The organism is Lysinibacillus sp. FSL K6-0075, from assembly GCF_038592945.1.
GTDB classification, from domain to species: Bacteria; Bacillota; Bacilli; order Bacillales_A; family Planococcaceae; genus Lysinibacillus; species Lysinibacillus fusiformis_F.
In genome coordinates this window covers 4,667,858-4,693,020 of sequence record NZ_CP151947.1, presented here as the reverse complement: position 1 = coordinate 4,693,020, position 25,163 = coordinate 4,667,858, and the positions used below count along the sequence as shown (strand labels likewise).

The 25,163-nt window shown below is 36.8% G+C and carries 25 protein-coding genes, 1 pseudogene and 1 riboswitch; of the genes and pseudogenes, 15 read left to right on the top strand and 11 right to left on the bottom strand.

Annotated features, from left to right (window positions below; all coding sequences use genetic code 11):
* Positions 1–124 precede the first annotated feature (124 nt).
* Both MHB65_RS23600 and MHB65_RS23595 read right to left on the bottom strand, forming a co-directional pair.
* Positions 125–1,468 (bottom strand): MATE family efflux transporter, encoded by a 1,344-nt coding sequence (locus MHB65_RS23600; protein WP_342441933.1) that lies wholly within the window; start codon positions 1,466–1,468, stop codon positions 125–127.
* A complete protein-coding gene (locus MHB65_RS23595) occupies positions 1,455–1,922 on the bottom strand; it encodes a GNAT family N-acetyltransferase (protein ID WP_342441932.1) in 468 nt (155 codons plus the stop codon). The genes MHB65_RS23600 and MHB65_RS23595 overlap by 14 nt, the downstream gene beginning before the upstream one ends.
* Positions 1,923–2,008: 86 nt before the next feature.
* Here MHB65_RS23595 and MHB65_RS23590 point away from each other — a divergent pair, with 86 nt between their 5' ends.
* Positions 2,009–2,839, top strand: a complete 831-nt coding sequence (locus MHB65_RS23590; protein ID WP_342441931.1) for a MerR family transcriptional regulator — start codon at positions 2,009–2,011, stop codon at positions 2,837–2,839.
* Between the two features lie 92 nt (positions 2,840–2,931).
* Here the strand turns inward: MHB65_RS23590 and MHB65_RS23585 are convergent, their stop codons facing one another.
* Both MHB65_RS23585 and MHB65_RS23580 read right to left on the bottom strand, forming a co-directional pair.
* Complete coding sequence (locus MHB65_RS23585; protein WP_342441930.1) at positions 2,932–3,285, bottom strand: hypothetical protein; 354 nt, start codon at positions 3,283–3,285, stop codon at positions 2,932–2,934.
* Positions 3,286–3,307: 22 nt separating this feature from the next.
* The gene (locus tag MHB65_RS23580) at positions 3,308–3,991 is read right to left on the bottom strand and encodes a DUF2225 domain-containing protein (RefSeq protein ID WP_205446054.1); all 684 of its coding nucleotides are present in this window, start codon (positions 3,989–3,991) and stop codon (positions 3,308–3,310) included.
* 336 nt (positions 3,992–4,327) lie between these two features.
* On the opposite strand from MHB65_RS23580, the gene MHB65_RS23575 reads away from it, so the two are divergent.
* Both MHB65_RS23575 and MHB65_RS23570 read left to right on the top strand, forming a co-directional pair.
* On the top strand, positions 4,328–5,101 hold the full coding sequence (locus tag MHB65_RS23575) for a Cof-type HAD-IIB family hydrolase (protein ID WP_342441929.1): 774 nt from the start codon (positions 4,328–4,330) through the stop codon (positions 5,099–5,101).
* A 71-nt stretch (positions 5,102–5,172) separates the two neighbouring features.
* The gene (locus MHB65_RS23570; RefSeq protein ID WP_342441928.1) at positions 5,173–5,769 is read left to right on the top strand and encodes a DedA family protein; all 597 of its coding nucleotides are present in this window, start codon (positions 5,173–5,175) and stop codon (positions 5,767–5,769) included.
* 30 nt (positions 5,770–5,799) lie between these two features.
* On the opposite strand, the gene MHB65_RS23565 is transcribed toward MHB65_RS23570, so the two are convergent.
* From MHB65_RS23565 to MHB65_RS23545, 5 genes are all read right to left on the bottom strand, one after another.
* Positions 5,800–6,537 (bottom strand): cyclase family protein, encoded by a 738-nt coding sequence (locus MHB65_RS23565; protein ID WP_342441927.1) that lies wholly within the window; start codon positions 6,535–6,537, stop codon positions 5,800–5,802.
* Between the two features lie 89 nt (positions 6,538–6,626).
* Positions 6,627–6,733, bottom strand: a riboswitch (SAM riboswitch).
* Positions 6,734–6,829: 96 nt separating this feature from the next.
* Positions 6,830–7,228 (bottom strand): hypothetical protein, encoded by a 399-nt coding sequence (locus MHB65_RS23560; RefSeq protein WP_205446050.1) that lies wholly within the window; start codon positions 7,226–7,228, stop codon positions 6,830–6,832.
* A 126-nt stretch (positions 7,229–7,354) separates the two neighbouring features.
* Positions 7,355–8,926: a helix-turn-helix domain-containing protein gene (locus MHB65_RS23555; RefSeq protein WP_342441926.1), complete on the bottom strand. Its 1,572-nt coding sequence runs from the start codon at positions 8,924–8,926 to the stop codon at positions 7,355–7,357.
* A 74-nt stretch (positions 8,927–9,000) separates the two neighbouring features.
* On the bottom strand, positions 9,001–9,951 hold the full coding sequence (locus MHB65_RS23550) for an ABC transporter substrate-binding protein (RefSeq protein ID WP_342441925.1): 951 nt from the start codon (positions 9,949–9,951) through the stop codon (positions 9,001–9,003).
* Positions 9,952–10,075: 124 nt separating this feature from the next.
* Positions 10,076–11,296, bottom strand: a complete 1,221-nt coding sequence (locus tag MHB65_RS23545; protein ID WP_342441924.1) for an MFS transporter — start codon at positions 11,294–11,296, stop codon at positions 10,076–10,078.
* A 109-nt stretch (positions 11,297–11,405) separates the two neighbouring features.
* Between MHB65_RS23545 and MHB65_RS23540 the strand changes: the two genes are divergently transcribed.
* A complete protein-coding gene (locus tag MHB65_RS23540; protein WP_205446046.1) occupies positions 11,406–11,789 on the top strand; it encodes a helix-turn-helix domain-containing protein in 384 nt (127 codons plus the stop codon).
* A gap of 55 nt (positions 11,790–11,844) precedes the next feature.
* Here the strand turns inward: MHB65_RS23540 and MHB65_RS23535 are convergent, their stop codons facing one another.
* Positions 11,845–12,690: an aldo/keto reductase gene (locus MHB65_RS23535; RefSeq protein ID WP_342441923.1), complete on the bottom strand. Its 846-nt coding sequence runs from the start codon at positions 12,688–12,690 to the stop codon at positions 11,845–11,847.
* Positions 12,691–13,021: 331 nt separating this feature from the next.
* Between MHB65_RS23535 and MHB65_RS23530 the strand changes: the two genes are divergently transcribed.
* On the top strand, positions 13,022–13,462 hold the full coding sequence (locus MHB65_RS23530) for a VOC family protein (RefSeq protein ID WP_205446044.1): 441 nt from the start codon (positions 13,022–13,024) through the stop codon (positions 13,460–13,462).
* Positions 13,463–13,858: 396 nt separating this feature from the next.
* On the opposite strand, the gene MHB65_RS23525 is transcribed toward MHB65_RS23530, so the two are convergent.
* Positions 13,859–14,737 carry a LysR family transcriptional regulator gene (locus tag MHB65_RS23525; RefSeq protein ID WP_342441922.1) on the bottom strand — a complete coding sequence of 293 codons (879 nt, stop codon included), beginning with the start codon at positions 14,735–14,737 and terminating at the stop codon, positions 13,859–13,861.
* Positions 14,738–14,910: 173 nt separating this feature from the next.
* Here MHB65_RS23525 and MHB65_RS23520 point away from each other — a divergent pair, with 173 nt between their 5' ends.
* The 10 genes and pseudogenes from MHB65_RS23520 to MHB65_RS23475 all read left to right on the top strand — a co-directional run bounded on the left by MHB65_RS23520 (position 14,911) and on the right by MHB65_RS23475 (position 25,111).
* Positions 14,911–16,107 carry an MFS transporter gene (locus tag MHB65_RS23520; RefSeq protein ID WP_342441921.1) on the top strand — a complete coding sequence of 399 codons (1,197 nt, stop codon included), beginning with the start codon at positions 14,911–14,913 and terminating at the stop codon, positions 16,105–16,107.
* Between the two features lie 39 nt (positions 16,108–16,146).
* A pseudogene (locus tag MHB65_RS23515) lies at positions 16,147–16,806 on the top strand (ankyrin repeat domain-containing protein); the annotation flags it as partial.
* 45 nt (positions 16,807–16,851) lie between these two features.
* Positions 16,852–17,445, top strand: a complete 594-nt coding sequence (locus MHB65_RS23510; protein WP_342443786.1) for an ankyrin repeat domain-containing protein — start codon at positions 16,852–16,854, stop codon at positions 17,443–17,445.
* A gap of 379 nt (positions 17,446–17,824) precedes the next feature.
* On the top strand, positions 17,825–19,117 hold the full coding sequence (locus MHB65_RS23505) for a cytosine permease (RefSeq protein ID WP_342441920.1): 1,293 nt from the start codon (positions 17,825–17,827) through the stop codon (positions 19,115–19,117).
* A gap of 207 nt (positions 19,118–19,324) precedes the next feature.
* Positions 19,325–19,993: a response regulator transcription factor gene (locus tag MHB65_RS23500; protein WP_342441919.1), complete on the top strand. Its 669-nt coding sequence runs from the start codon at positions 19,325–19,327 to the stop codon at positions 19,991–19,993.
* Positions 19,990–21,363, top strand: a complete 1,374-nt coding sequence (locus tag MHB65_RS23495) for a HAMP domain-containing sensor histidine kinase (protein WP_342441918.1) — start codon at positions 19,990–19,992, stop codon at positions 21,361–21,363. Before MHB65_RS23500 ends, MHB65_RS23495 begins: the two co-directional genes overlap by 4 nt.
* A gap of 109 nt (positions 21,364–21,472) precedes the next feature.
* On the top strand, positions 21,473–22,384 hold the full coding sequence (locus tag MHB65_RS23490; RefSeq protein WP_342441917.1) for an ABC transporter ATP-binding protein: 912 nt from the start codon (positions 21,473–21,475) through the stop codon (positions 22,382–22,384).
* Entirely contained in the window at positions 22,381–23,091 is a 711-nt protein-coding gene (locus tag MHB65_RS23485) for an ABC transporter permease (RefSeq protein ID WP_342441916.1), read from the top strand. The genes MHB65_RS23490 and MHB65_RS23485 overlap by 4 nt, the downstream gene beginning before the upstream one ends.
* Positions 23,091–23,828, top strand: coding sequence for an ABC transporter permease (locus tag MHB65_RS23480; protein ID WP_205446035.1), 738 nt, complete (start codon positions 23,091–23,093; stop codon positions 23,826–23,828). Before MHB65_RS23485 ends, MHB65_RS23480 begins: the two co-directional genes overlap by 1 nt.
* A 20-nt stretch (positions 23,829–23,848) precedes the next feature.
* A complete protein-coding gene (locus MHB65_RS23475; RefSeq protein ID WP_342441915.1) occupies positions 23,849–25,111 on the top strand; it encodes an erythromycin esterase family protein in 1,263 nt (420 codons plus the stop codon).
* The last annotated feature ends 52 nt before the right edge of the window (positions 25,112–25,163 follow it).

Here is a 25,163-nt window from a genome sequence, read left to right as displayed (position 1 = left end):
CCTTCAAATTAAAGATGTACTTTATGTAGCATACAAGTTTAGATACTGCTGACGATAGTGGTAGTTTTACTAAAAAATGGCTGTTAGGAAATAAAAGGGGACCCTGATGAGGCCCCCTTTTATTTTAAGCATGTTCAGGAGAAGAAATGGTTCTTGGATTTTTCCTAATGTATAGGTAAATAAGCAAGGCTGTAATTCCTTCTGCTACTGGGAAGGTCCACCAAATCGCCTGTGAGCCAAGTACCTTAGGTAGTATGATGAGAGTAGGGATAAATAAAATAATACTACGTAGTAACATAATTGTTGTGGCAATACGAATTTTTTCAATGGATTGAAAGAATTCTGCGAACACCATGTTGATTCCTAAAAATACATAGCCAATGGCGAAATGCACAAAGCCTTGTGCTGCCATACTGCGAATTTCAAATGAGCTATCTCCGAATAAAGCCATTAATTGTGAAGGGAAAAGAAGAGCTATAAGGGCAGTCGTTAACCCTAAAATAAATGCAGTAGCTAAGGCGATTTTTAGTAAAGCTGTTAATCTTTCTAGCAACCTTGCCCCGTGGTGATAGCTAACTAATGGTTGTAGGGCCATACCAACCCCAAGAAAAATAGTTAGCAAGACAGTATGGATATAATTGACCATTGCATAGGCTGTAACGCCATTTGCACCTAGATAATGTAAAAAGGTAACGTTATACAAAATAATAATAACAGCAACAGAAGCTTCAACAATAAAGCTAGGTAAACCTACAGCAAACATTTTTTTTAGATCTGATAGATTAAAAAAGGAAGTGACAAACTTTAACTCAGCTTGTGGACGGAAAAAATGAAGACATAGCACAGATGTACCTATAATTGTAGCTATTGCTGTTGCTAAGGCACAGCCAGTCACACCATAATCTAGTACGAAGATAAAAACATAATTTAAGAGTATATTCAAAACAGACGTTGTAATTAAGCCCAGCATAGCTAACTTTGGGTTGCCATCATTTCGAATAAAAATACTTAAAAGATTTTCAATCGTGTAAAACACCCCAAAGAGCAAAATAACATGTAAATACTCCTGCACATAAGGATAGGTATCATCACTCGCCCCAAATATATAAGAAATGTCCTTTAAATTTAACGCGAGGAATCCAATAATCGTGATGACAACCACTAGCATTGTAGAGAACGACAGTGTAAATAGTTGATGAGCACGTTGCTTATTGCCCTCTCCTAAAGAAATCGAGAAAAGGGTAGCCCCTCCCATACCAATCCATAGAGAAATCGAAAGCAAAATGGAGAAAATAGGAACGGCTATATTCACTCCAGCTAAAGCTGTAGGTCCCACGCCATGACTAACGAAAATGCCATCTACCAAAATATTGATGGACATCAAAAGCATCCCGATCATTGCGGGGAATAAGTATGATAAAAATAATGGTTTCAGTGGTCTTGTTTCAATTGGATTAATGGTTGTCATAAGCATGCACCTCCAAAACCATTACTTTTTCCCCTTTATCATCTAGCTCACCATTAAATATAAAACCGAATTGTTTATACAACTGGACAGCTACAGCATTATTGTCATAAACACTTAAATATATCTGAAGACAGTTGAACTTTACTGTTAAATATTGAATAAGCTGCTGTAAAAAATGTTTTCCCAAACCTTGTCCTTGGTATTGTTCTGCAATTAGATAGCGATCAAGCCATACGCGTTGACTGTAATCATTATGAGGGAATATGCCATACATAGCGAAGCCTATAGCGGTGTTATCTTTATACAGACCTAAAGGTGTAAAACGTCGATCCATTTCCGCCTCTGCTAAGCATTGGTCTGTAGATTCAATAAAATGTTGCTGATTGTCAGCGATGCGTAATGCTAAAATTTCTTTCTTGTTAAAAGCTGTAATGTCACGAATCTCCGTGAACATAATGTCAAAACCTTTCTATTTTTATTTTGAATAGGTACAATCTAAAGTATATAGTAACTATATAGTCAAGGGAGGAAACTCAAAAAATGCTTAATAAAAATGTAAAATATTTTACAACTGGAGAATTTGCTAAATTATGTAAGGTAAATAAACAGACACTTATTTATTATGATCAAATTGGTTTATTATCTCCCATCATGAAGGATAGTAAGGATTATAGGTATTATTCACTTGCTCAATATGATTTTTTCGGTGTTATTGAATTATTAAAGGCAGTGGGGATGTCTTTAAAGGATATTCAGCAGTATATGGCAGAGAAATCACCTGAAAATTTTTTAGAATTGATGCATCAACAAAAAGAGCATGTTGCGAAGAAACGTAGAGAACTAGAAATGATTGAGAATATTATTGATGTCAAAATCAAAACGACAGAGGAAGCACTGCATCTAAATTTTAAGGACATTACGATTGAGTACTTTCCTGAAGATACATTATATTTGAGTAAAAATATCGAGAATTCTACAGAAGAGCAGTTTGTGAAGGCTGTATCTGACTTTATTGAGGAATTGGATCGCTCTCAATTAGATACGGGGTATCCCATTGGAGGGATAACAAGAAGAGAGCAAGTGTTAGCTGGAAATTACGATAACTATAGTTATTTATATATTGAGCAACCTCATCCAAGAGAAGGGCATCCTTATTTTAAGGCGATAGAGGGTGAATTTGTGATTGGTTATCATGTTGGCCCCTCTTCAAAACTTGGTGAGACCTACACACGGTTATTTAATGTCATGCATGAAAAGGGTTATGAGCTAGGCCAATATGTATACGAGGAATACATTTATGATGCCGTAATGAAAAATAGAGAAAACGAGTATGTAACCAAAATTATGATGGAAGTAAAAAAAGTGAAATAATTCACAGGGACTTAAAGTTTAGGAAATTTGGTAGTAATAAAAAAACATCTCCGTTTGTGAAGGGAACTAGCACAAATGGAGATGTTCGAATGCTATTTATAGTGATACGTACTTGCCCTTACATGGTTACGTTGAATTTGGTTAAACCACGCATGATCCTTTTCTTCTTGTTTTAATGTACCAACAATGGAGGAAGAGCAACTTACGCAAATTTTAGCTTGTGTAATCTGCCCACATCGTTCGCAAGGGGCTCCTAGATTAGGGAAAATGGAGTTCTTTAATTTCCCTGCTTTTACCCATTTGTAGAGCAATTCGGATGATACGCCTGTTAAAGCGACAACTTCATCGTTTGTTAAGTAGCGATTATTTTTTCTTAATAAAAAATGATGTAACTCTGAAAATATATCCTCTTCTCTCACGTCAATTTTCTTTTGAAATAGCAACATAACTAATCATCTCCTCGTCCCATTAATTAATGATTTCATTAATTGTTATAGGTTGTTCATCATATTTATAATTTTCCCAACGATTACGTGCAAGCTTGCGATATTTCGCCGAAACATTTCGATCAGCGATTAAGCGTGAAAATCCTTTTTTAGCTTCAGGGATATCACCAAGTCGAAGGCTTAATTCAGCATGTAAAAACTGAATTCTCTCTCCACCTTCTTGATTTGAGGCAAAGGATTTACTATAAAAGTCTCTAGCTGCAAAAAGGTAGCGCTTTTCGGATTCTTCGTCATTTTTTAATCGATAGAGCCAAGCAATTTTTAGAGCGAAATTCGCCATTAAAAGAGCTTCCTCCATTGATGCACGGGATACTAAATAGGCGAGCTTAAAACTGATAATGGCATCATCAATTGTACGTTCCTGACAGATATCCATAGGTTTCTGGAGCTCTTTAATGTATAGTTCATCAATGAGTAGCATGAAAGGTCCATATGTCCGTGTCATAGATTTATGATAGGCATAGCCACAATGTGGACACACGGCAACTTCATACAGCAAAGGGTTTAGGCCATCATAAACAGGCATGAAATCCGTTTGTTCTTCGATAATTTTATATCGATTAGGGCGAACTTTATATGTTGTAAACTGCTTTTTGCAAAATTTACAATCTACACTACTTTCATAGTAGTAAATGTTAAATGCCATAAGAATCAACTCCTTTGCGTGCTCTAGAATTTTATTTCTTTTGTTCTATTTATACGTAAGAATTTATCGTTCAATGTATTTAAGTGATTATCTTTTATTTTAACAATTTTGAGTTCTTTGGTATACTCCTTTAGAATTATTAAAATAAAAATATTCATGGATTTATTAGTTAAATATTATTATAAATACGCTTGTAATAGTTTTTATCGGTGTTGCGAATGGAAGTTATATAGTTTGCTGAAAGTTTGTCAAAATACTTTCACATATTTCATGGAAAAGAAATAATAAACTTGATTCTTGTGGTTCTAAATTACTATTTATGTAGGGGGACTCAAAATGAAATATAACATCGTGTTTTTTGATGTAGACGGCACATTAATTAATTATGAGGATGGCTGTGTGGAAGAAAGTACAAAACAGGCTATTCAGCTATTGCAAGACAAGGGAATCCATCTTGTAGCGGCTACCGGAAGACCTTTATCCATGTGCTCTGAGTTAAAAGAGCTGGGGATTGAAACCTTTATTACAGCAAATGGAGCCTATGTGAAACATAAGGATCTTGTCATACATAAAACACCCATTGCTAAAGATATTGTCCAAAATGTACAGGCTTTTGCGCAGGAACAACAGCATAGCCTAACATTTTTTACAGAGCAACTGTCCATGAATAGCATACAAAGTCCAGTAGCTTTAAGAGCGATGCAAGAAACTTTATCTTTACGGGATTTTCCACTTGTAAATGAAACAATTGTAGATGAAGAGGTTTTTCTCATGTGTCTATATGCAGATGAGCTGGCTGAAAAAAGATATGCTAGCCAATTTTCGAATATATTTTTGCAGCGATGGCATCCTTATATTGTGAATGTATTACAGCAGGATGTTTCGAAGTCATTAGCTATTAAAGCGGTACTGGATTATTTTAACATTAGCCCTGAGAATGCCATTGCCTTTGGCGATGGGGATAATGATATTGACATGTTAGAGTATGTAGGGTTAGGGATTGCCATGGGAAATGGTAGCACAGCTCTAAAAAGTGCTGCCAATTTTGTTACAAAGAAATCTACTGATGGCGGTGTCAATTTTGCTTTACGTCAACTTCAAGTCATTTAGAGTGCTGAGGTTAGACTGTCATGAAACTTATATAGCAGGTCGATTTTAATAAATTTTAGGTGGGATGATTTATGGCACAACACGTGCAGTCTCTAATTGAACATTACGGATACTTTGGGATTATCGTAATTCTAATTGGAGGCATTGTTGGGTTGCCACTTCCTGATGAGGTCTTTTTAACTTATGTAGGCTATAGTGTTTACCGAGAAAGCCTTGAACACATTCCTGCCTTAGTCAGTGCAATGATTGGTGCAGTTGGAGGCATTACTTTAAGCTACTATATCGGTTATCGTTTTGGCTTACCGTTATTGCAGAAATATGGCCCTAAAATTCATATTACAGAGCAAAAAATTGATTTTACGAAAAAGATGTTTACAAAAATTGGACCTACCTTATTATTAATTGGCTATTTTATTCCTGGGGTACGTCATTTGACAGCATATATTGCAGCTATTAATAATTATCCTTATAGGAAGTTTGCGCTTTTTGCCTATACAGGTGCATTTATTTGGACGTTCACATTTATATCATTAGGAAAGATGCTTGGGGAGAAATGGCGATTTGTTGGATACTATTTAACCCATTATAGTATCTATCTCATCCTATTGTTTATTCTAGGAATGCTTATTGCTTACTTTTTATTCAAAAAAAGAAATGGACAAAAATAAAAGTCGGTATACGCTATACCGACTTTTATGTTATGGCAAAATAGCAAATGAGCGCACAGGGAAGCCTGATGCTTTTTCTGGCTTAGGTACGATATTGAAGATGATAGCACCCTTCGCAGGTAGCTTGTCCAAATTAGTCATTAACTCAATTTGATAGGTGTCTTGTTCAAGCACGAAATATTCGCCATCTAGCTTGCCATTTTTACGAAAATCAGCGGCAGAGTCCGTATCGAATGTTTCATGACCAATTGCGCTTACCTTGCGTTCTTTTAGTAAAAACTGTAAAGCCTCTAAACCCCAGCCAGGGATGTGGTTATGTCCTTCTGCATCCTTATTACTGAATGCCTCCTTATCTGGCCAGCGCTTACTCCAATCTGTACGTAATGCTACAAATGTTCCTGCTTCAATTTCTCCATGCTGGGCTTCAAAATCACGAATATCTTCAACACTTAATGAAAAGTCATGGTTGCTAGCAGCCTCTTGTGATTTATTAATGACGACAAGGGGAAGAACGAGTTCTTTTAGTTCTAATTCTTCTAAGTACCGAGTGTCTCGTACAAAATGAATAGGTGGGTCGATATGTGTGCCATATTGACCAGGGAACGTAAATTGTTGGGCAAAAAAACCATCCTCATGAGAGAATAATGTTTCAAATTTAGCGTCCTCAAACATAAAAAAATGTGGTGAATTAGGGCCGAATGTATGTGTTAAATCAACCCATTGTTTTGATTTTAATAATTGCAAAGCTTGTAAAAGTTCATTAGACATCAATTTCCCTGCTTTCTGTTGAAATTAGTGGTAAATAAAAGGAGTCCCCTTATAGAAGAGGACTCCTGCATTAACAACGGTAGTTCTTCTTCTCATCTTCAAGGCGGATCATTTTGCCAATTGGAATTAGCACCATACTGTTGAGCTGGTTGCTGAGACTTCATCGGGCCAATCCCTCCGTCTCTCTTGATAAGAAAAGTGATATAAGAATTTTCAGAAATAACAATACAAATACTTTAGCATAGTTTTTTATAGTTTACAAGTTCACTAGGGATACAAGGTTAAAGTTTTTTCACCAATTTAAATTTAAGGTTACTCCACAACAATCATGATCAATAAGACGTATTCTAAAACTATCTGGTGTATAGTTTGCTTCAAATTTCATCGTGATGCCTGTTGATGTGATTAATCTATCAACCTCTGTTTTATTTGAAAGCTGTGCAGCATTCATTAGATCATGTGCAAATTGTTGGGAGCTATCAATTTTATCCGTAAGTAATTGAGCTTGCTGCATCATCGCCTTTATCCGTGTAGCTGAAATTTTCAATTTATGTGTGTCGACAGGTGGAAAGGGATTAGTGGTCGGCATTGCTAAATGTTGAGGAATAGGTCTTACGGCAAGCTGATGGACGGATGGCGACGTTGGATAATGATAGGGATGAACAAAGTACGGATAAGGATTGTAATACAATGTAATTCCTCCTATCCTATAGCTGATATCTTATCTTATGTAGCCAAATGGCTTTCGGTGTTACTTTCAGTATCAAGTTTGTCCTAAAACATTGAAAAAGGAAGCTATAGTGGGCTTCCTTTTTGTTTAGCCTAGGATATTCAAGACATCATCAATTTTTTTACTATGTGATAAAATGCCATAATTCATCCATGTTAAAAAGTCTACTTCATAGACACATTTACTTTTAACTGCGGCTAGGTTTTTCCAAGTGGGCGTTTTTAAAATAGCACGTTCCTCATTTTCATAAATAGAATGTTGTTTATCAAATGTAATAAACAAGTGATCTGCGTCTAATTGCAGCAATTGATCAAACGTCAGTTGTGCTTTACGTTGATTGTGCGGAATACTCCATACCAGTGGATGTGGCATTAAACCTAAGTCACGATATAAAATGGGCCCCGTATAGCCACATTCAGGACCAGCGTATAGGGTAATGCCAATGGCTGAAATACGGAGAAATGCCACACTTTGCCCATAAACGGATTTGCTAAGAATTTCTTTTGCTTGCTGTACCTTATCCTCATATTGTAGGACCACGTCTTGCATCAAGGAGGTCTTTCCTGTTAAATCAGCAATTTTAAATAAAGTAGATTGCCAGTTCTCACCAGGATGTGAGATATGGCAGACAGGAGCTACCTCATTTAAATGATGAAAGGATTCCCAACGCTCCACACCAGAATCTAGCATAATTAAAGTTGGTTTATAGTGAAGAAGTCGATCCATTTCTCTATTTTGTACATCAATATCTGGCACTTCTTGGAGACCTAAATAGTCTTGTTTTCCCCATTTTGAATGACTGAATTGAGCAATTGGCGTAATCCCAAGGGCGACAAAGAAATCTTCTAAAAATGGTGCAAATACACGTAGATTGCTGCTTTGATTTCTTCGATATTGCCCTGGAGAGATGCCGACCTGTTCTTTAAAACGACGATTGAAATAATACTCATTATTAAATCCGACAGACTGACTAATTTCAAATACTCGATCATTTGTCGTCATTAATAATTGCTTAGCTTTTTCAAGACGAATGTTATTTAAATAGTGAAGAGGGATTTGCCCCGTAATCTCTTTGAAAATGCGGGTGTAATTCCATCTTGGTACATCGGCTAATTCGGCCAACTGCTCAACCGTCCACTCTTTTTCAAAATGTTTATGTAAGTGGTTAATGGACTGCTCAACAGATTGGCGATCATTTTTTTGCACCTGCTTGGGTATAGCTTGATGTAAGAGCAATAACATCAGCTCTTGAAAGTGCACATGCTGCTCAAAAATCGTATGCTCATCCTCCGCTAGGCGGTTTTGATAAATGGCTTCTAGCAGTCTGTGACATTGCGAAACGGGGAGGAGACGTTGCTCTTTAACACGCGTAAAATGGTTAGAAATAGTCTGATTATTACTGAGATAGACAATGTTGAATTGTAATTGATAATAACATAGGTGCTTGCTTTGGATGTGAATACTAACCGTGTTATTGGGCGGTATCAATATGCACTTTTCTTCACTAAGATGTATGGTGTTAGGATCTATTTCTAGCTTTCCACTGCCACTCATTACGATGAAAAGTGTATAGAAATCACTACTAATCAACTGCGTGTTTGATGATTGAATTGCATAAGAGATATTTTGTAACGTATAAACATGTGTTAAGTTACCCATTGATGATTCACCCCTTTATGTTGAATTTGAAGAAAAACACAAAGAAAGCCCTCTTAAGAGCTTTCTTTTGAACATTATTTTACGAACCATTTCTCTAGATCATCATACTTTAGCAAGTTAGCTGTGATGGCACCTGATTGCCAATATGTTCGATCAGCAATATAGACATGCCCATTTTTTACAGCAGGTAGTGTTTTCCATAGTGTACTATCTAACCATTTAATTGCTTCTTGGTTTTCTTCAGACTCCCAAGAGCCGTTTGAAGGGAAAAGGATGATATGATCCGCATCTAATTCTGGAATAGCCTCTTCAGATAAAATCTCGTGGAACTCTGTCATGTCACGGGCTAATGGATGTGGTGTTAAGCCTGTCTCTGTGTAAATATAGCCAGTATAGCGATTTTTAATGCCAAATAACGCTAATGTATTATCTGCTACATTTAGACGTACAACAGCAACTGTTTCGTCTCCAATAGACTTATCTAAGTCTGCTTTTAAATTGGTTACACGTTGCTCATATTGATCAACCATTTCTTTTGCTTTATCCGGAATATTTAAAACATCCGCTATAGTTTTCACGATTTCACGTGGATCTTGTAGAATATCTTCTTTTAAGCGGTAAGTAGGCGCTATCTTCGAGTATTCTTCATACTTTGCCTTATCCGCTGCACCATCTACAATGATTAAATCAGGCTTAGCTTGTAGTAATGTTTCTATACTACCAGTAATGTCGAACTCAGGAACATCTAATCCTAAATAGTCTTGTTTACCCCAGGATGGGTGATACCATTGCACTACAGGTTTTACATCCAAGGCAGTTAAATAATCTTCCAAATAGATAGCAGCTACACGCTGTGGGTTTGTAGGGATTTCTACTTTCCCAAACTCATCTTCTACAATTCTTGTATCTTTAGTTGATTGTTCCTCTTTAGCTGTATCCTCTTTTACTTCATTTGAGCCACAGGCACTTAATACGAACATTAGTGCAAATAAAACTACAAATGAAAAATATTGACCTCTACGCATTGCTATTCACTCCTATAAATTTACTAAAACAATAAGAATATCATTTTAATTCAGAATGATAATCATTCTCGTTTGATTCAAGTAAATTATAGGACACAATATATCAACAAACAATACACAATCTCTACTTCTTTTTTATACAAAATGAAATTTGGCTTCCTAATGTTTTTTTATTATCGAAGATTAACCATAATAATGTAACAATCGCTGCAAGCATAACCATTAAAAATCCATACAGGGGAGTATGTGCTAATGATTGATGGCGAATAATAAAGCCTCCAATATATGATCCTAAAAATATACCAATGTTGAAGGCGGAAATATTTAATGCAGAAGCCATAGAAATAGCTGATGGCACATATTTTTCAGCCAGTAGCACAGCATATAGCTGCAATCCTGGTACATTCATAAACATAAATAAGCCCATTACCAATACCATGATTAATCCGATAATAGGTGATTCGAGCGTGAAGCCAATGCCAAGCAAGGCCAAGGCGAGTCCTACAAATATAATAAAGATCGAACGTAGCGGATTATGATTAGCAAAATGACCACCTAATGTATTACCGATCGCAACGCAAATACCATAGACCACTAAAATAATGACTACTGCATGAGGAGAATACCCCATATATTGCTCTAAAATAGGTGAAACATATGTGTAGACAACAAAGGCACCACCGTATCCAATTGCGGTAATGAATAGGATTAAGATCATACGAATATTTCCTAATACTTTGCCGATATCACGAATAGAGATGGGATTGCCTTTTGATAATTGGCTAGGTACTAAAATCGCATTACTAATTAAACCGATGATTCCAATTACAACGATAAAGATGAATGACATACGCCAGTCTGTTACTTGACCAATAAATGTACCAAGTGGAACACCTGTTACAGTAGCCAAAGTTAAGCCTGTAAACATAAAGGCAATAGCACTTGCTCGTTTATTTGGTTCCACTACATCCGCTGCTATAACAGAAGCGATGGACATAAACACACCATGTGCTAATGCTGAAATAATACGTCCGATTAATAGTAAAGTGAAATTAGGTGCTAAAGCGACTGCTAAATTCCCCACTATAAAAATGGACATGACTAACAATAATACAGTTTTTCGACTAAGGCGAGATGTTAAGGCTGTTAATAATGGAGCCCCAACAGTTACCCCTAGTGCATATATAGAAACGGTTAAGCCAGCTGTGCTGAGAGAGATACCAAAATCATCTGTAATTAATGGTAGAAGCCCTACGCTGATAAATTCAGTTGACCCTATACCAAATGCACTGATTGCAAGGGCTAGCAAGGTTAGTTTAGCATTTGGCTTTTTTGATTTTGACATACTACGACTACTCCTTTGATTTTTTTTATTGTGTGTAGTAATATTCATACATACCAAAAAGATATGTAGAGTACTTTTAGTTACTTTTGAATATTACAGGAGGTTTACGATGCAAAAAATTTATAATATTGGTGTTGAAGCTACGCTAGAAGTTATTGGTGGTAAATGGAAACCGGTTATTCTTTGTCATTTAAACCACCATGGTAAAATTCGAACAAATGAATTTCGACGATTGATTCCAGGTATTTCACAAAAAATGCTCACTAGTCAATTAAGGGAACTGGAGCAGGCTGGATTAATCAATCGAAAGGTCTTCAATCAAGTACCACCAAAAGTTGAATATTCATTAACACCCTATGGACAAGGGATGGAACCTATTCTGAACATGCTTTGCACTTGGGGTGAAAAACATGTTGAATTATTACAGGATAAAGGTGAAGATGTACTGTTAAAACAACGTGATGAAGATATCGCCATGCAGCAAACATCATAATGAGGGGAGAAAGAGACTGTCACATACTAGACAGTCTCTTTTCCGTTTTTAAAGCTTATAAAGCAAAGTCAAATTCATCTGGATTTGGTCCAACACGTTGCTCCAGGTTCATCTCATTAATCAAAGCCATTTCTTCGTTAGTTAGGCTAAAGTCGAAGATATCCGCGTTTTGCATCATACGCTCTCTACGTACTGATTTTGGAATCGTGATTACGCCATTTTGTATATCCCAGCGCAAAATAACTTGAGCATTCGATTTTCCATATTTTTCAGCGATTTTCGAAATTGTTGCATCTTCAAGAAGTCCACCTTGCATTAAAGGTGCCCAAGCCTCAAGCTGAATATCATGCATGTCACAAAATGAACGAAGCTCAGCTTGCTGTAAGCGTGGATGAAATTCCACCTGATTCACAACAGGCTTAACACGAGCAAATGATAGTAAATTTTCTAAGTGCGCAACAGTAAAGTTACATACACCAATTGCTTTGATCTTTCCTTGATCGTATAAGTCCTCTAACGCTTTCCAAGAATCAGCATACTTCTCTTTACCAGGCCAATGAATAAGGTAAAGATCTAAATAGTCCAATCCTAGTTTTTCTAGGCTTTCCTCATATGCCGTAATGGTTTCTTCATAGCTTAATCCGTCGTTCCAGACTTTTGATGTTATAAACAAGTCTTCACGCTGTAAGCCTGTAGATGCTAATGCCTGTTTAATACCTTCCCCTACACCAACTTCATTGCCATAAATAGCAGCAGTGTCAATACTACGATAGCCGACCTCAATAGCGTTTTTAACCATTTCAGCAGTAGCATCATTCTCTACTTGAAAAACACCTAAACCCATACCAGGCATTTGTAGGCCGTTATTTAAAGTGATTGTATCTTGTAAATGAGTAATCATTTTTAGTCCTCCATTTTTTGTGATTGTTTGATTGCTTACTCATTATGCTGCTAACATACCCTCAAAAAAAGTACGTACTTTTTTGTGTCATAGAAACGTATAGGTAACTTTTGTGAGCTGACAATGATTAGAGGAATAAAAATATTTATTAATGAAGTTATTAACTAAAGATATAAACACCTGATTGGTCTTAACTACTAGTAAAAAATATTGAGTGGCCTATAAAAAGTATTTGGACAGAAGTAAACGAATATTTTTCTTGGAGTAATAAAAGGAAATGTATGTTCGATAGAGAATTTAAATAGTAATACTTTAAAAAGGGGATTGGAAGATGAATCGATTAAATTTAATCACATTAGGTGTAAAAGATATGGTGGAGTCTTTAACTTTTTACCGAGAGGGACTTGGCTTTGAAGTGGTGGTATACGGAGAAGAGACGAATCCCGATGTTATGTTCTTTAATAATGGAGGAACAAAAATATCGTTATTTCCAATTGAACGCTTGGTCAAAGATATCAATGAAGCTAATCCACCAGAAATTAGTCAAGGCTTTGGCGGAATCACTCTTGCCTATAATGGTAAATCAAAAGAAGAAGTGGATCGAGTCTTTGCATTAGCAAAAAAGGCCGGAGCCAAAATTGTTAAAGAGCCCGAAACGGTATTCTGGGGTGGCTATAGTGGCTATTTTCAAGATCCAAATGGCTACTATTGGGAAGTTGCCTATGGCGACATGTGGCAGTTTGATGAGAATGATATGCTGATTATTCAATAACTGTTCAAAAAGATAATGTTAACGGCAGAAAAAGCAATTTTGCAAGGTGAGAGGTTGATTTATCTGTATTCTTTAGAGGGGATAAGCTCTTATTGGGGAAGTGATGAGTGACAACACCCCTTCATAAAGAGTAGTGAACACCTTCACTTTGTTTGAAAACCTTTGCTAAACTTTTGTGGGTTGGAGTGGAAGGCTACTTGACTCCCGTGGGATAGCGAGACAGGCAAAACTCTAAACGGAGCGGTAGCGGAGGAAGCGATTCGGCGCTCGCCCACAGGAAAGCAAGTAGCCTGCAACGGAAATCCATTTCTACCTTTCAATTGACTGTTTTGTTTTTCAACACTAAGAAAAGAGAGCAAACTAACGTTTCTAGTTTGCTCTCTTTTTTATTAACCGTTAACAATAGTGCTCCCTCATTAAATCCACAAAATTTTGAGCGGCTTTGGATAAGTAATGATTCTTCAGCCATACAAGTCCTACGGAAGTGGATAATTCTGCTGATGGGATTTTGTATGCATGAAGTGGTAAATCTTCATATTGCTTTAGAATGGTTTCAGGTACGATAGAGGAGCTAAAGCCAGAAGCAATTAAGTTCATTAACAGTGCCGTATCTGAACATTCTCCGACAATATGGGACTGCAACTGGAAGCGAGAAAATGCTTCTAATATCGAATAATGTACGCCTAACCCTTCTGTGCTTGGTAAAAGGATTGGCCAATTTTGTATTTCAGCTAAAGATACATCGTGTTCTAACAAGTCGAACTTCTTGGATTGTATAAAGTAAAATGGTTCAGTGTACATATGAAGAACAGAGAAATCATCTAATTCTAAAGGTAAGCGAATGATGGCAAGTTCTACAACACGATCCCTTACTAATTTACAAAGATAAGAAGATTCGTTTTGTTGAATTTTATAGGTCACCTTTGGATAATGTTGTTGAAATTGTTGTAGCAATTGGGGCAGCTCAACAACTGAAAATGTATTAATGCCTAATGTCAATCGTCCATGAAGGCCTAATCCAACATCCTTAACCTCTGCTTCTGCCTCTTTCATTAATTGAGCAACCTGCAATGCATATTTATATAAGGTCTTTCCCGCCTCAGTTACTTCGAAATATTTCCCGCTTCTTTCTACCAATTTTGAACCGAGCTCTTCCTCCATCGTTTTTAAATGCTGGCTTAATGGTGGCTGAGAAATATGTAACTTTTCTGCTGCGGCAGAAATCTTCTTTTCCTCCACAATTGCAATAAAATAGCGTAGCTGTCGAATATCCAAATCCTAAACACCCCTTTATTATAGGTAAAACCTAAGTAAAATATATTTTTTTAATATTTTTCATATAGTTAAAGCCATGTTAGCATAGTTAGTGAAAAGAAAAAAGGAGAGCTTTTCCTTTTTTATCACTAGAAATTAGACCAATGCACCTAAGCGTGAAGGAGAAAAAATCAATGCAAACTAAAACAGTATTTTCACTTTTATTGGTTTATATGTTTCTTGCTATGCTTGGTGCAGGACTTGTCATACCTATTCTCCCTCAGCTTTTAATCGAATTTGGAGCAAGTGGTAAAGCAGCAGGTTACTTAGTATCTGCTTTCGGTTTAACGCAATTTTTATTCTCTCCTATAGCTGGGAATATTGCTGATAGATATGGTCGTAAGCCAATGATTATCGTTGGCTTATTATTGTTTGCCTTATCCAATCTAATTGGCGCTCTTGCAAGCAATTTTACTATTTTTCTCGTGGCACGGTTTATTGGAGGAATGGGTTCTGCGGCATTAGTTCCGTCTATTATGGCCTATATTGTAGATATTACCTCGGATGAAAAGAGAACGAGAGCCATGTCTTTTTTAGGTGCATCCATGTCTTCAGGATTTATTGTTGGACCAGGGTTAGGAGGGCTTTTAGCAGAATTAGGTACACGTGCGCCATTTTTTACCTCGGCACTTGTTGGTCTTGTAGCTGCGATGAGCTGTCTAGTGATATTGCCCGAATCACAAAAAGCTCGTGTACAAATAGAAGCTACTTTCAAGAAAGAAAACATTTTTATACAGCTTGTTCAATCTATCAAATCACCGTACTTTATTTTGCTATTTATGGTGTTTTCACTGACATTTGGATTAGCTCATTTTGAAACAGCATATCCATTAGTCGTAACACAGAAATATGGATTTACAACTAGACAGATTTCTATTTTATTTATGATTTGTTCGTTAGGGGGAACAGTGACTCAATTATTATTAACAGGCTGGCTTACGAGTAGATTTGGAGAAAAGCGGATTATTAGCAGTATGCTTCTTCTCTCGGCTTCAGCGCTTGTACTCTTGCTTCTATCAGCTAATTTTTTCTATGTAATGGTGATAACCATGCTCTATTTTTCGTTTAATAATATTTTGCGTCCTACCATTAATACACTATTGTCGAAAGAAGCAGGGAATGAACAGGGGTTTGTAGCAGGTTTAAATAATGCTTATATGAGCCTCGGTCAAATTTTTGGACCAGTGCTAGCAGGATATTTATTTGATGTCCATATTAATTTACCTTATTTATTTGGTGCGCTCGTGTTAATCGTTAGTAGTGCGATTGCTATGAAACGAATAGGAATGAAGAATGAAGACCGTTTGCAACATAAAAGTTCAATACAATAGCAAAAAGCGGATGGTTTAAAATAGGAGCTGAACATCTACATGTTGAAGAAATGGATTATTGCATGCTTAGCAATAGGTTTATGGCTACAAGCATGTGTTCCTAACGATCATAATGATACTGAAGTGGGTGATCAACTACTTCAAGCAGCAGAGCAGGGAGATATGGCTAAGATCAATAAACTAATCACCCAAGAAGATATTGACTTGAATATACAAGATACAAAAGGGCGTACACCACTCATGATTGCTACCTATAACAATGATGTGGCAATGGCTAAGGTTCTGATTGATGCTGGAGCGGATGTTAATATTCAGGATGATATGCAGAACAACCCTTTCTTGTATGCAGGTGCAGAAGGCTACATAGATATTTTGAAACTTACAAATAATGCGGGAGCAGACCCAGCACTGACCAATCGTTATGGAGGAACAGCATTGATTCCTGCATCAGAGCATGGCTATGTGGATATAGTTAAATTCCTCTTGGAACAAACAAAAATAGATGTGAATCATGTTAATAATTTAGGTTGGACTGCGCTTATGGAAGCTATTGTTCTAGGTGAAGCTGGGGAAAAGCAGCAAGATACAGTAAAAGTTTTACTTGCCCATGGAGCAGATATGAGGATAGCCGATTTAGAGGGTAGGACGCCATTACAACAAGCTGAGAAAAGAGGTTTGAAAGAAATCACTCAAATTCTAGCGACTGAAAGCTTTAATAGATTATCTGAATCTGAAAAAGTCCAAATAACAAAGCAATTCTTCAATGCAGTGGCACAGGGGAATGTTATGCAAATAACGGAGATTTTAAATAAGGGAATTGACATAAATATTGCCGATGAACAAGGAAGAACGGCTGCGATGCTTGCAACCTATAGAAATTTTCCGGAAATCGTAAAGGTTTTAATTGAACATGGGGCAGACATCAATAAGCAAGATAATATTGAAAACAGTCCTTTTTTATATGCGGGAGCAGAAGGATATTTAGATATTTTGAAGTTAACGATTGAAGCAGGTGCAGACACTACAATTTTAAATAGATTTGGTGGAACGGCCTTAATTCCTGCATCAGAACATGGCTATGTGGAGAATGTTCGAGAGATTCTTGAGCATACAGACGTAGATGTGAACCACATCAATAAACCAGGTTGGACTGCATTGTTGGAAGCAATCTACTACGGCGACGGTGGACCAAGATATCAAGAAACAATACAGCTATTAATCGAGCATGGTGCTGATGTAAATATTGCTGATGCAAAGGGAATCACACCACTTCGGTACGCACAGTCGCGTGGCTTTAAAGAAGTGAGCCGGATGCTTATGCAGGCAGGAGCAAAATAACAAGTGTGAAAAGCAAAGTGTAGTGAGTCCTGAATGGGCTTCTACACTTTGTTTTGTTTAAATAATGGTCATTTATGTCTAAATTCTGACTTTCATCTTAAAAAAATTGTGCATATATACCAAATTATCTAATGAGATTTCGGAATGTTTGTACAGGGACAAAATTTGACTAATCTTTAAAATAGAAAATGAAAGCGCTTTATTATCCGCGGATAAAGTACTGAAACATACGTAAGGAAGGGGTGATCAAATCAATTAATAAATGTTATGAGGGAATAGAAGGGTTCTAAGATGTTTAAGTGGTAAAGAAAGTGTTCTCCAAATGATTGAAATACTAAGTGCTTTCTCTTAAATACATAAAAAAATTGGAGTGAAACCAATGTCAACGATAACTAATGATCAAAAACAAGGACTAGATCCAGAGTTTGAACACACGGCTGTACCAAAAGAATATCGAAAAAGCTTCTCCTCTGTTTCTGCGGTTTGGTATAGCTTTCCTCTAGTATTAACGAGTGCTGTTATTGGTGGTGTTGTGACAGCAATGCTTGGATTTAAAATGGGTGTTGCAGCAATTCTAACGGGTAATCTGTTATTGTGCATTATTGTTGGAGCTCTGAGTTATTTGGCTGGGAATACAGGAGAAAACTTTGCTATTTCCGCAAAAAGAACATTTGGTCAACTAGGCTATTTAGCAGTTTCAGGATTACTATCAACCGTTGTAGTTGGGTGGTTTGCATTAATGGTAGGCCTTACTGGCGATACAATGTTTCGTTCATTTGGAGCCAACTTATTATTTATGACGATTTTAGGTGGCGTGCTTTATGTTGGAGCCACTTTTATTGGCATTAAAGCTCTCACAATTTTAGGCTATATTGCAGCACCCATGTATCTCATTCTAGGGATTGTCTCAGTAGTCATTGCCTTTAAAAATGGTTCTTCGGATATTATTCATTTTCAACCAATAGCAGGTGTAGGGGCTTTATCCTTTGGAGCAGCAGTAACAATGGTCTTTGCCACTTTTACTGACTCAGGTACAATGACAGCCGATTTTACACGATGGGCAAAAAACGGGAAACAAGGATTCTTTGCCGCATTTACAGCATTCCCCATTTCAAAATTTCTAGCAGAAGTAATAGGAGCTATTATTGTAGCAACTGGTATTGTGTTACAGCCAGAAGCAACTGGCGGAGACTTTATTATGATCTTAGCTGATGCCGGTCCGTTTCTTTCCATTTTAGCTATACTCTTTGTATTTATAAATTTAGGTGTAGGTTGTACACATTGCTTGTACAACGGTGCTGTAGGATGGTCTCATATGACTGGTGGTAAAATGAGAACACTAACAATTGTCCTTGGTATAATCGGAATTATTGTCGCAATTTCAGGTATATGGAATGCCTTCCAAACGTGGTTAAATCTACTTGGCTTAATTGTACCTCCAATTGCTACTATTATTATTATGGATCAGCTTGTCTTAAAGAGAAAAAATGATGAGACGAAAAAATGGCAGCCTTTATCATTCATCTCTTGGGGCTTAGGAGCGCTTGTTGCATTAACGGTAAATGAATACGCGCCTCAGTTATCAGTGGTCGTAGCAGGTATTGTATCATCAGCTATTTTCTTCTATATCGGTAATATGTTTACGAAATCCACTTCACCAAATCACGCATAATATCAACCTCTAAAACGCAACTTTTACAAGCTATTAAAAGTTGCGTTTTTTTATTTCTACTCAATAAATCTACATTATCCAATTTTCTAAGAAAACAAATAGTATTTACCATATAATAACCATGTATGGCAATTATGTTTTAGTTAAAGATCATGAAAAATATGGTATTTTAATATAGGTTTAGGTCATCAACGAGGAGGATAAACATTGATTCGTATATTATACATAGAAGATGAAAAAGAAATCGGACAATGGGTAAGCAAGGAATTAACTGAACGAGGTTATGATGTGACATGGCTAGAGTCGGGGGAGGGTCTTGAGCAACACATTACCACAAAAGATATTGCTATATTGGATGTGATGCTACCTGGATTGGATGGTTTCTCCATAGGTAAAAGAATTAAACGCGAAAATAAAGACCTGCCAATTCTAATGTTATCAGCACGAACGGCTGTTGAAGATAAAATTGAAGGGCTACATTTTGCTGATGATTACTTAACAAAGCCATTTCACCCTGATGAGCTAGTAGCAAGGCTGGAAGTATTATTGAGAAGATATCAAAAAAATGACGATGTACTGGCATTGCAGCATCTTAAAATTTATACGAAAGATATGCGAATTATCAATACGATAAATGAAGAAGAAATTCCTTTGACTGGTAAACAATTTTATTTATTGCAGTATTTTATACGCCACCTAAATCAAATTCTAACGAAGGAGCAACTCTATGAGGGGGTTTGGGGTGAGAGCTATATAGAAGGTGATAAAACCCTGATGGTGCATATACGGTACTTAAGAGAAAAGATAGAAATAGATCCTGCAAAGCCCATGATTATTGAAACAATCAGAGGAATTGGCTATAGGGTGAAACTATGAAATTTTTTCGATCATTATTAGCGAAATATATGCTCATTATTTTATTCGCCATATCCATTGTTCAAATTTCCTATCTTGGTGTTGCTATTTTCGTATTAGGCATTACAAAAACAGGGACAGGGGAATTTTCCAGCGGAGTTCTCGTAGAAAGTGATATTGAAAAGCAATGGCATGCTCAGGCTAAAAATATGACCAATGTGACAGATGATACTATTACGCAGCTTTTTCAAAAGTGGCAAGAGCAATTTCCTACTGCTTCTATGTTTTGGGTAAGTGAAGAGGGGAACTTACTGACTACTTTGAATGTAAAGGAGCAGTTGCCAGCAAAGTGGACACCAGCCTATACAACCCAATTTATAAAAGAGCGCTATGGAGGCGATCCATTTACTGTTATAGCCTTCTTAGACGATGATATGTCAAATGGCTTTATTGTACTAGAGATTTCAAGAGTAGCATTTAATCCGCCGCTTATTAAGGTCTACGATAACTATGGGAACTTTTTATTTTTTGGCGTTGTTGCCGTTATTCTATTTTTTATTGTGGTTTCGCTTTTGTTTTTCAAGGGAATTCGCAAAAGACTATTACTTCTCCAAGAAGCTATGGAGATACGTGATGTAGATGGTTTACCTATTGAAATTCATGTGAAAAAGAGAGACGAAATTGGTCAACTGGAGCACAGTTTTAATAGAATGGTCAGCGAGCTGCGAGAAAGCAAGCAACGCCAACAAAAAGAAGAGCAACTAAGACGTGAACTGATTGCTAATTTATCACATGATTTACGGACACCTTTAACGAAAGTAAGAGCACAATCCTATTCAATTAGTAAAGAGGCATTATCAGAGGACGGGAAGCAGGCATTAAAGGCTATGGAAACATCCATAGTGAATATTGATGCTTTAATTGAAAATTTGATGTCCTACACATTGCTTATGGCAAGTAAATATAAATTTGAACCGAAAGACATCAATGTGATTCGATTTGTGCGGGAACACCTAACGACATGGTACCCAGTTTTTGAGCGAGAAGGTTTCACCATCGATATTGAACTGCAGGCATTTGAACCAGTTGAATGGCGTGTTGATCCATTATGGTTAGGACGAGTATTTGATAATATTTTCCAAAATATACTGCGTCACGCGAATAGCGGGAAATATATAAGCGTGAAAACGGTATCGACGGAGAGTTATACAGCATTTATTATTGAGGATCATGGGCAAGGAATGAAAAATGAATCAAATGCAAAGGGTGCGGGAATTGGCTTATCGATTGTTGATGTCATGATAAGGGGCATGCATCTAGAATGGGATCTCCATTCCAATCACTCCGGCACAAAAGTCATCATAAAGAATTCTGCGAAGCTTGAGAAATAAATGCTTCGCAGAATTTTTTATGTTAGAAATATTTTTTAAACAAAATTTAAACTTGGCCCATACCTGTTTTTAAACTTCCCTTTTTATGATAGTTAAAGAGGTGAGGACATTGGAATATATCGTACAAACACAAAACTTATCAAAAAGCTTTGGGAAAGAGCAAGCTGTATCAAATTTGAACTTACAAATACGTAAAGGTGAAATATATGGATTTTTAGGCCCGAATGGGGCAGGTAAAACGACTACAATTCGAATGCTTCTTGGTTTAATGAAGCCATCTTCGGGAACAATTAAAATCTTTCAAAAGAATATTACCAAGGAACGCATCCAAATATTAGCGAAGGTTGGTTCATTAGTAGAAAACCCTTCCTATTATCCGCACTTGACGGCATATGAGAATCTGGAGGCACTAAGAAAAATACTAGGTGTACCGAAATCTCGAATCGATGAAGTTCTGGAAATTGTCCGTTTGAAGGAAGCTGCCAACAAAAAGGTAAAAGGTTTTTCTCTAGGAATGAAGCAACGTCTTGGTATTGCAGCTTCTTTACTACATCATCCTGAATTACTTATTTTAGATGAACCAACGAATGGTCTCGATCCTTCAGGGATTATAGAAATTCGTAATTTAATTAAAAGATTACCAGAGGAATATGGCATGACCATTATTATTTCCAGCCATTTATTATCAGAGATTGATCAAATGGCTACACAAGTAGGAATTGTTTCTAAAGGCAAATTGATTTTTCAAGATTCTATTGAGGCGATGCGCCGATTTGCCCAACCAAAGGTTACCTTTAAAGTGAACAATGGCGAAAAAGGATGGCGTTCCTTATTGGCAAATGGCATTAAGGCAGACTATCAAGATGGTGTGATTTTCTTAGAAGAATGCTCAAATGAAAAGGTTGCCCATATTGTCCAAGTTCTTGTTCAGGAAGGTATATCAGTATTCCGAGTGGAGGAAGAGAAACGTTCATTGGAGGATATATTCCTGCAAATGACGATGGGAGAGCAGGGGATATGATGGGAAAGCTGTTAACTGCTGATTTCTTAAAAATCAAGCGCAAAGGATTATGGCTTCTAACGCTCATCGGTCCTTTAGGCGTGGTTGCTCTGCAAATGGTCAATTATGGAGTAAGAAAGGATTATCTCTTACAGCAAAGTGAGGATGATTGGGGCTATTTCATACTAAACGTGCATTCATTTACACCACTTGCCCTTGTCTTGGGCATTGTCATTCTCACATCATTCATGGCGAGCATTGAAAATGAAACCAATGCTTGGAAGCAGCTCATCGCATTACCTGTTTCCAAATTAACCGTGTATTTATCGAAATTTACGCTGTTAGCTATCTTACTATTTTTGGCTTCAACGCTATTAATGCTTTTTACGTTGAGCTTTGGGCTGTATTTAAAATTAGGTGATACCGTACCTTACACGGAGCTAGCTAAATTTAGTTATTTCCCTGCTTTTGCAGCATTACCTATCTTGGCTCTTCAATTGTGGATTGCGAGTGTAAGCCATAATCAAGGAATCCCTATAACTGTAGGCATTATCGGGGTGATTTTTACCTATTCTTCCTATGTTCTACCTGATTGGATGATATGGAAATGGCCATCATTGATGAACCATTGGAATGAGCCGATAATCGATGTCTTATTAGGCGTAGGAATTGGTATTTTACTCTATGTAATCGGCATGATTGATTTTACAAGAAGGGACGTGAAATAATGATTGCTTTACTTCAAGCTGAGTGGTTTAAGTTACGTAAATCAAAAATGGTACCGATTATTTTGGCAGGACCCATGATCGGGCTTTTCATTGGTCTATCAGCTAATTTAGAAGACAACATACAGGGGATTGAAATCAATGAATGGTATATTTCCCTATTTTCGATGAATTTAACATACGCTCTATTATTTTTACCTCTTATTTCAGGTGTTTTTACCAGTCTCATTTGCAGGTATGAACATCAGTCGGGTGGATGGAAGCAGCTTTTGGCACTGCCCGTAACAAGGGGGAAAGTATTTGTAGCCAAATACGTGTTGGTTATGCTGCTTGTTTTGGCGATGCAGATATTGTATTTAGGCTCTGTCTTTGCTGTTGGGATGGTAAAGGGTTACACAGATCCTTTTCCTATAGAAATTGTTTGGAAAAGCATAGTAGGAGGCTGGGTAGCGACATTACCATTAGTAGCCTTGCAATTATGGATGTCCATTATGTTTAAAAGCTTTGCTGCACCGTTTGCTGTTAATGTTATATTTACGTTACCTTCTATTTTAGCGGTGAATTCTGAACGTGTTGGTCCATATTATCCGTGGGCTCAACCTTTTTCAATGATGTATATAGGTGGCAAAACAGATGATGTGTTTTTTGTGCCGTGGGAGCAATTGTTAACAGTTGTAGGGGGTGGATTCATCCTGTTTTTCCTTGGAGGTTATTACTATTTCCAACGCAAAGCCATTTAACACCTTAAAGGAGAATTGATATGAGAATGTTGAAACGAAGCTTACGATTTTTAACTGCATCTGTACTGCTAGTAGCTTTAGCAGGATGTGGAGAAGGTGAGGCTGTAATAGATGCCTCGCAATATACTAGTGAAATAAAAGAAATCAATATTCCTGACGATGTGAAAATTATTGGATTTGGGGAAGCCACACATGGCAATATCGAATTTCAAACGTTAAAAAAAGATTTGTTTGAGACGATGATTAAAAATGAAAATGTCCATGTCTTTGTCTTAGAAGGAGATTTTGGTGGAGCCCAGCAGATTAATCAATTTATCATGAATGGTGCTGGAACAGCAGAGGAAGCTATAAAAGCTTTAGACTATGGCATCTACAAAACTGAGCAAATGGTAGAGTTTGTGCAATGGATGCATGACTATAATCAGACAGTCGATGAACAAGATAAAATTTATTTTTATGGCAATGATATGCAACGCTATGATTACAGCAAAAAAGGGTTGCTTGATTATTACGCCAAGGTACATGCTGACAATGCGCAGAAATTCACGACTGAGCTAGAGCATGTTTCCAATAAAACGATGAGAGATTTATCAAATAGTCAGCTAAACGAGCTGGATAAAACGATAGATACAATAATTAACGATTTACAATCAAACAAAGCGATATATGAGAAAAAATCATCAAAGGATGACTTCTCCTTTGCTGCACAATACGCACAAATTATGAAACAGCGTACACAATTATTTTTAAATGATGATAACTACATGAATTTACGGGATCAATATTTAGCTGAAAATTTACAATGGATTGTTGAGTACGAAGCAACACAAGGTCACAATAAAGTATTAATGTCTGCTCATAATGGTCATATTGAGAAAACTTCTGCTTCGATGGCAGGCTATCAATCAATGGGACAATATTTAAACGAGCATTTTAAAGATCAATATTTTGCAATTGGCACAGACTTTGTGAAAAATACATTCCAAGCACAAAATGGGTCTGGTGAACGAAAGGAATACACGATTGAGCATCATAATGCTTTAGTGGATGCCTTTAGTGACATCGATAGCAACATCTTTTATGTGGATTTTGAAGCTGCCAAACAATCGAAGGAGCTGGCGAATATTCTTTCCAAAAAGCAAAGAATGGGCAATGTCGGGGATGATTTTCGTCCATGGTATAAGCTGACACAAATGCTGTATACCATTAAAATGACGCCTGAGGAAGCTTATGATGGTCTCATTGTTGTGCAGGAAGCAACACCAACAAAAATAATTGATTGAGTTAAATTTAGCAACCTCCATCAAAAAATCTGTTTCCTTCTCCAGTATGATA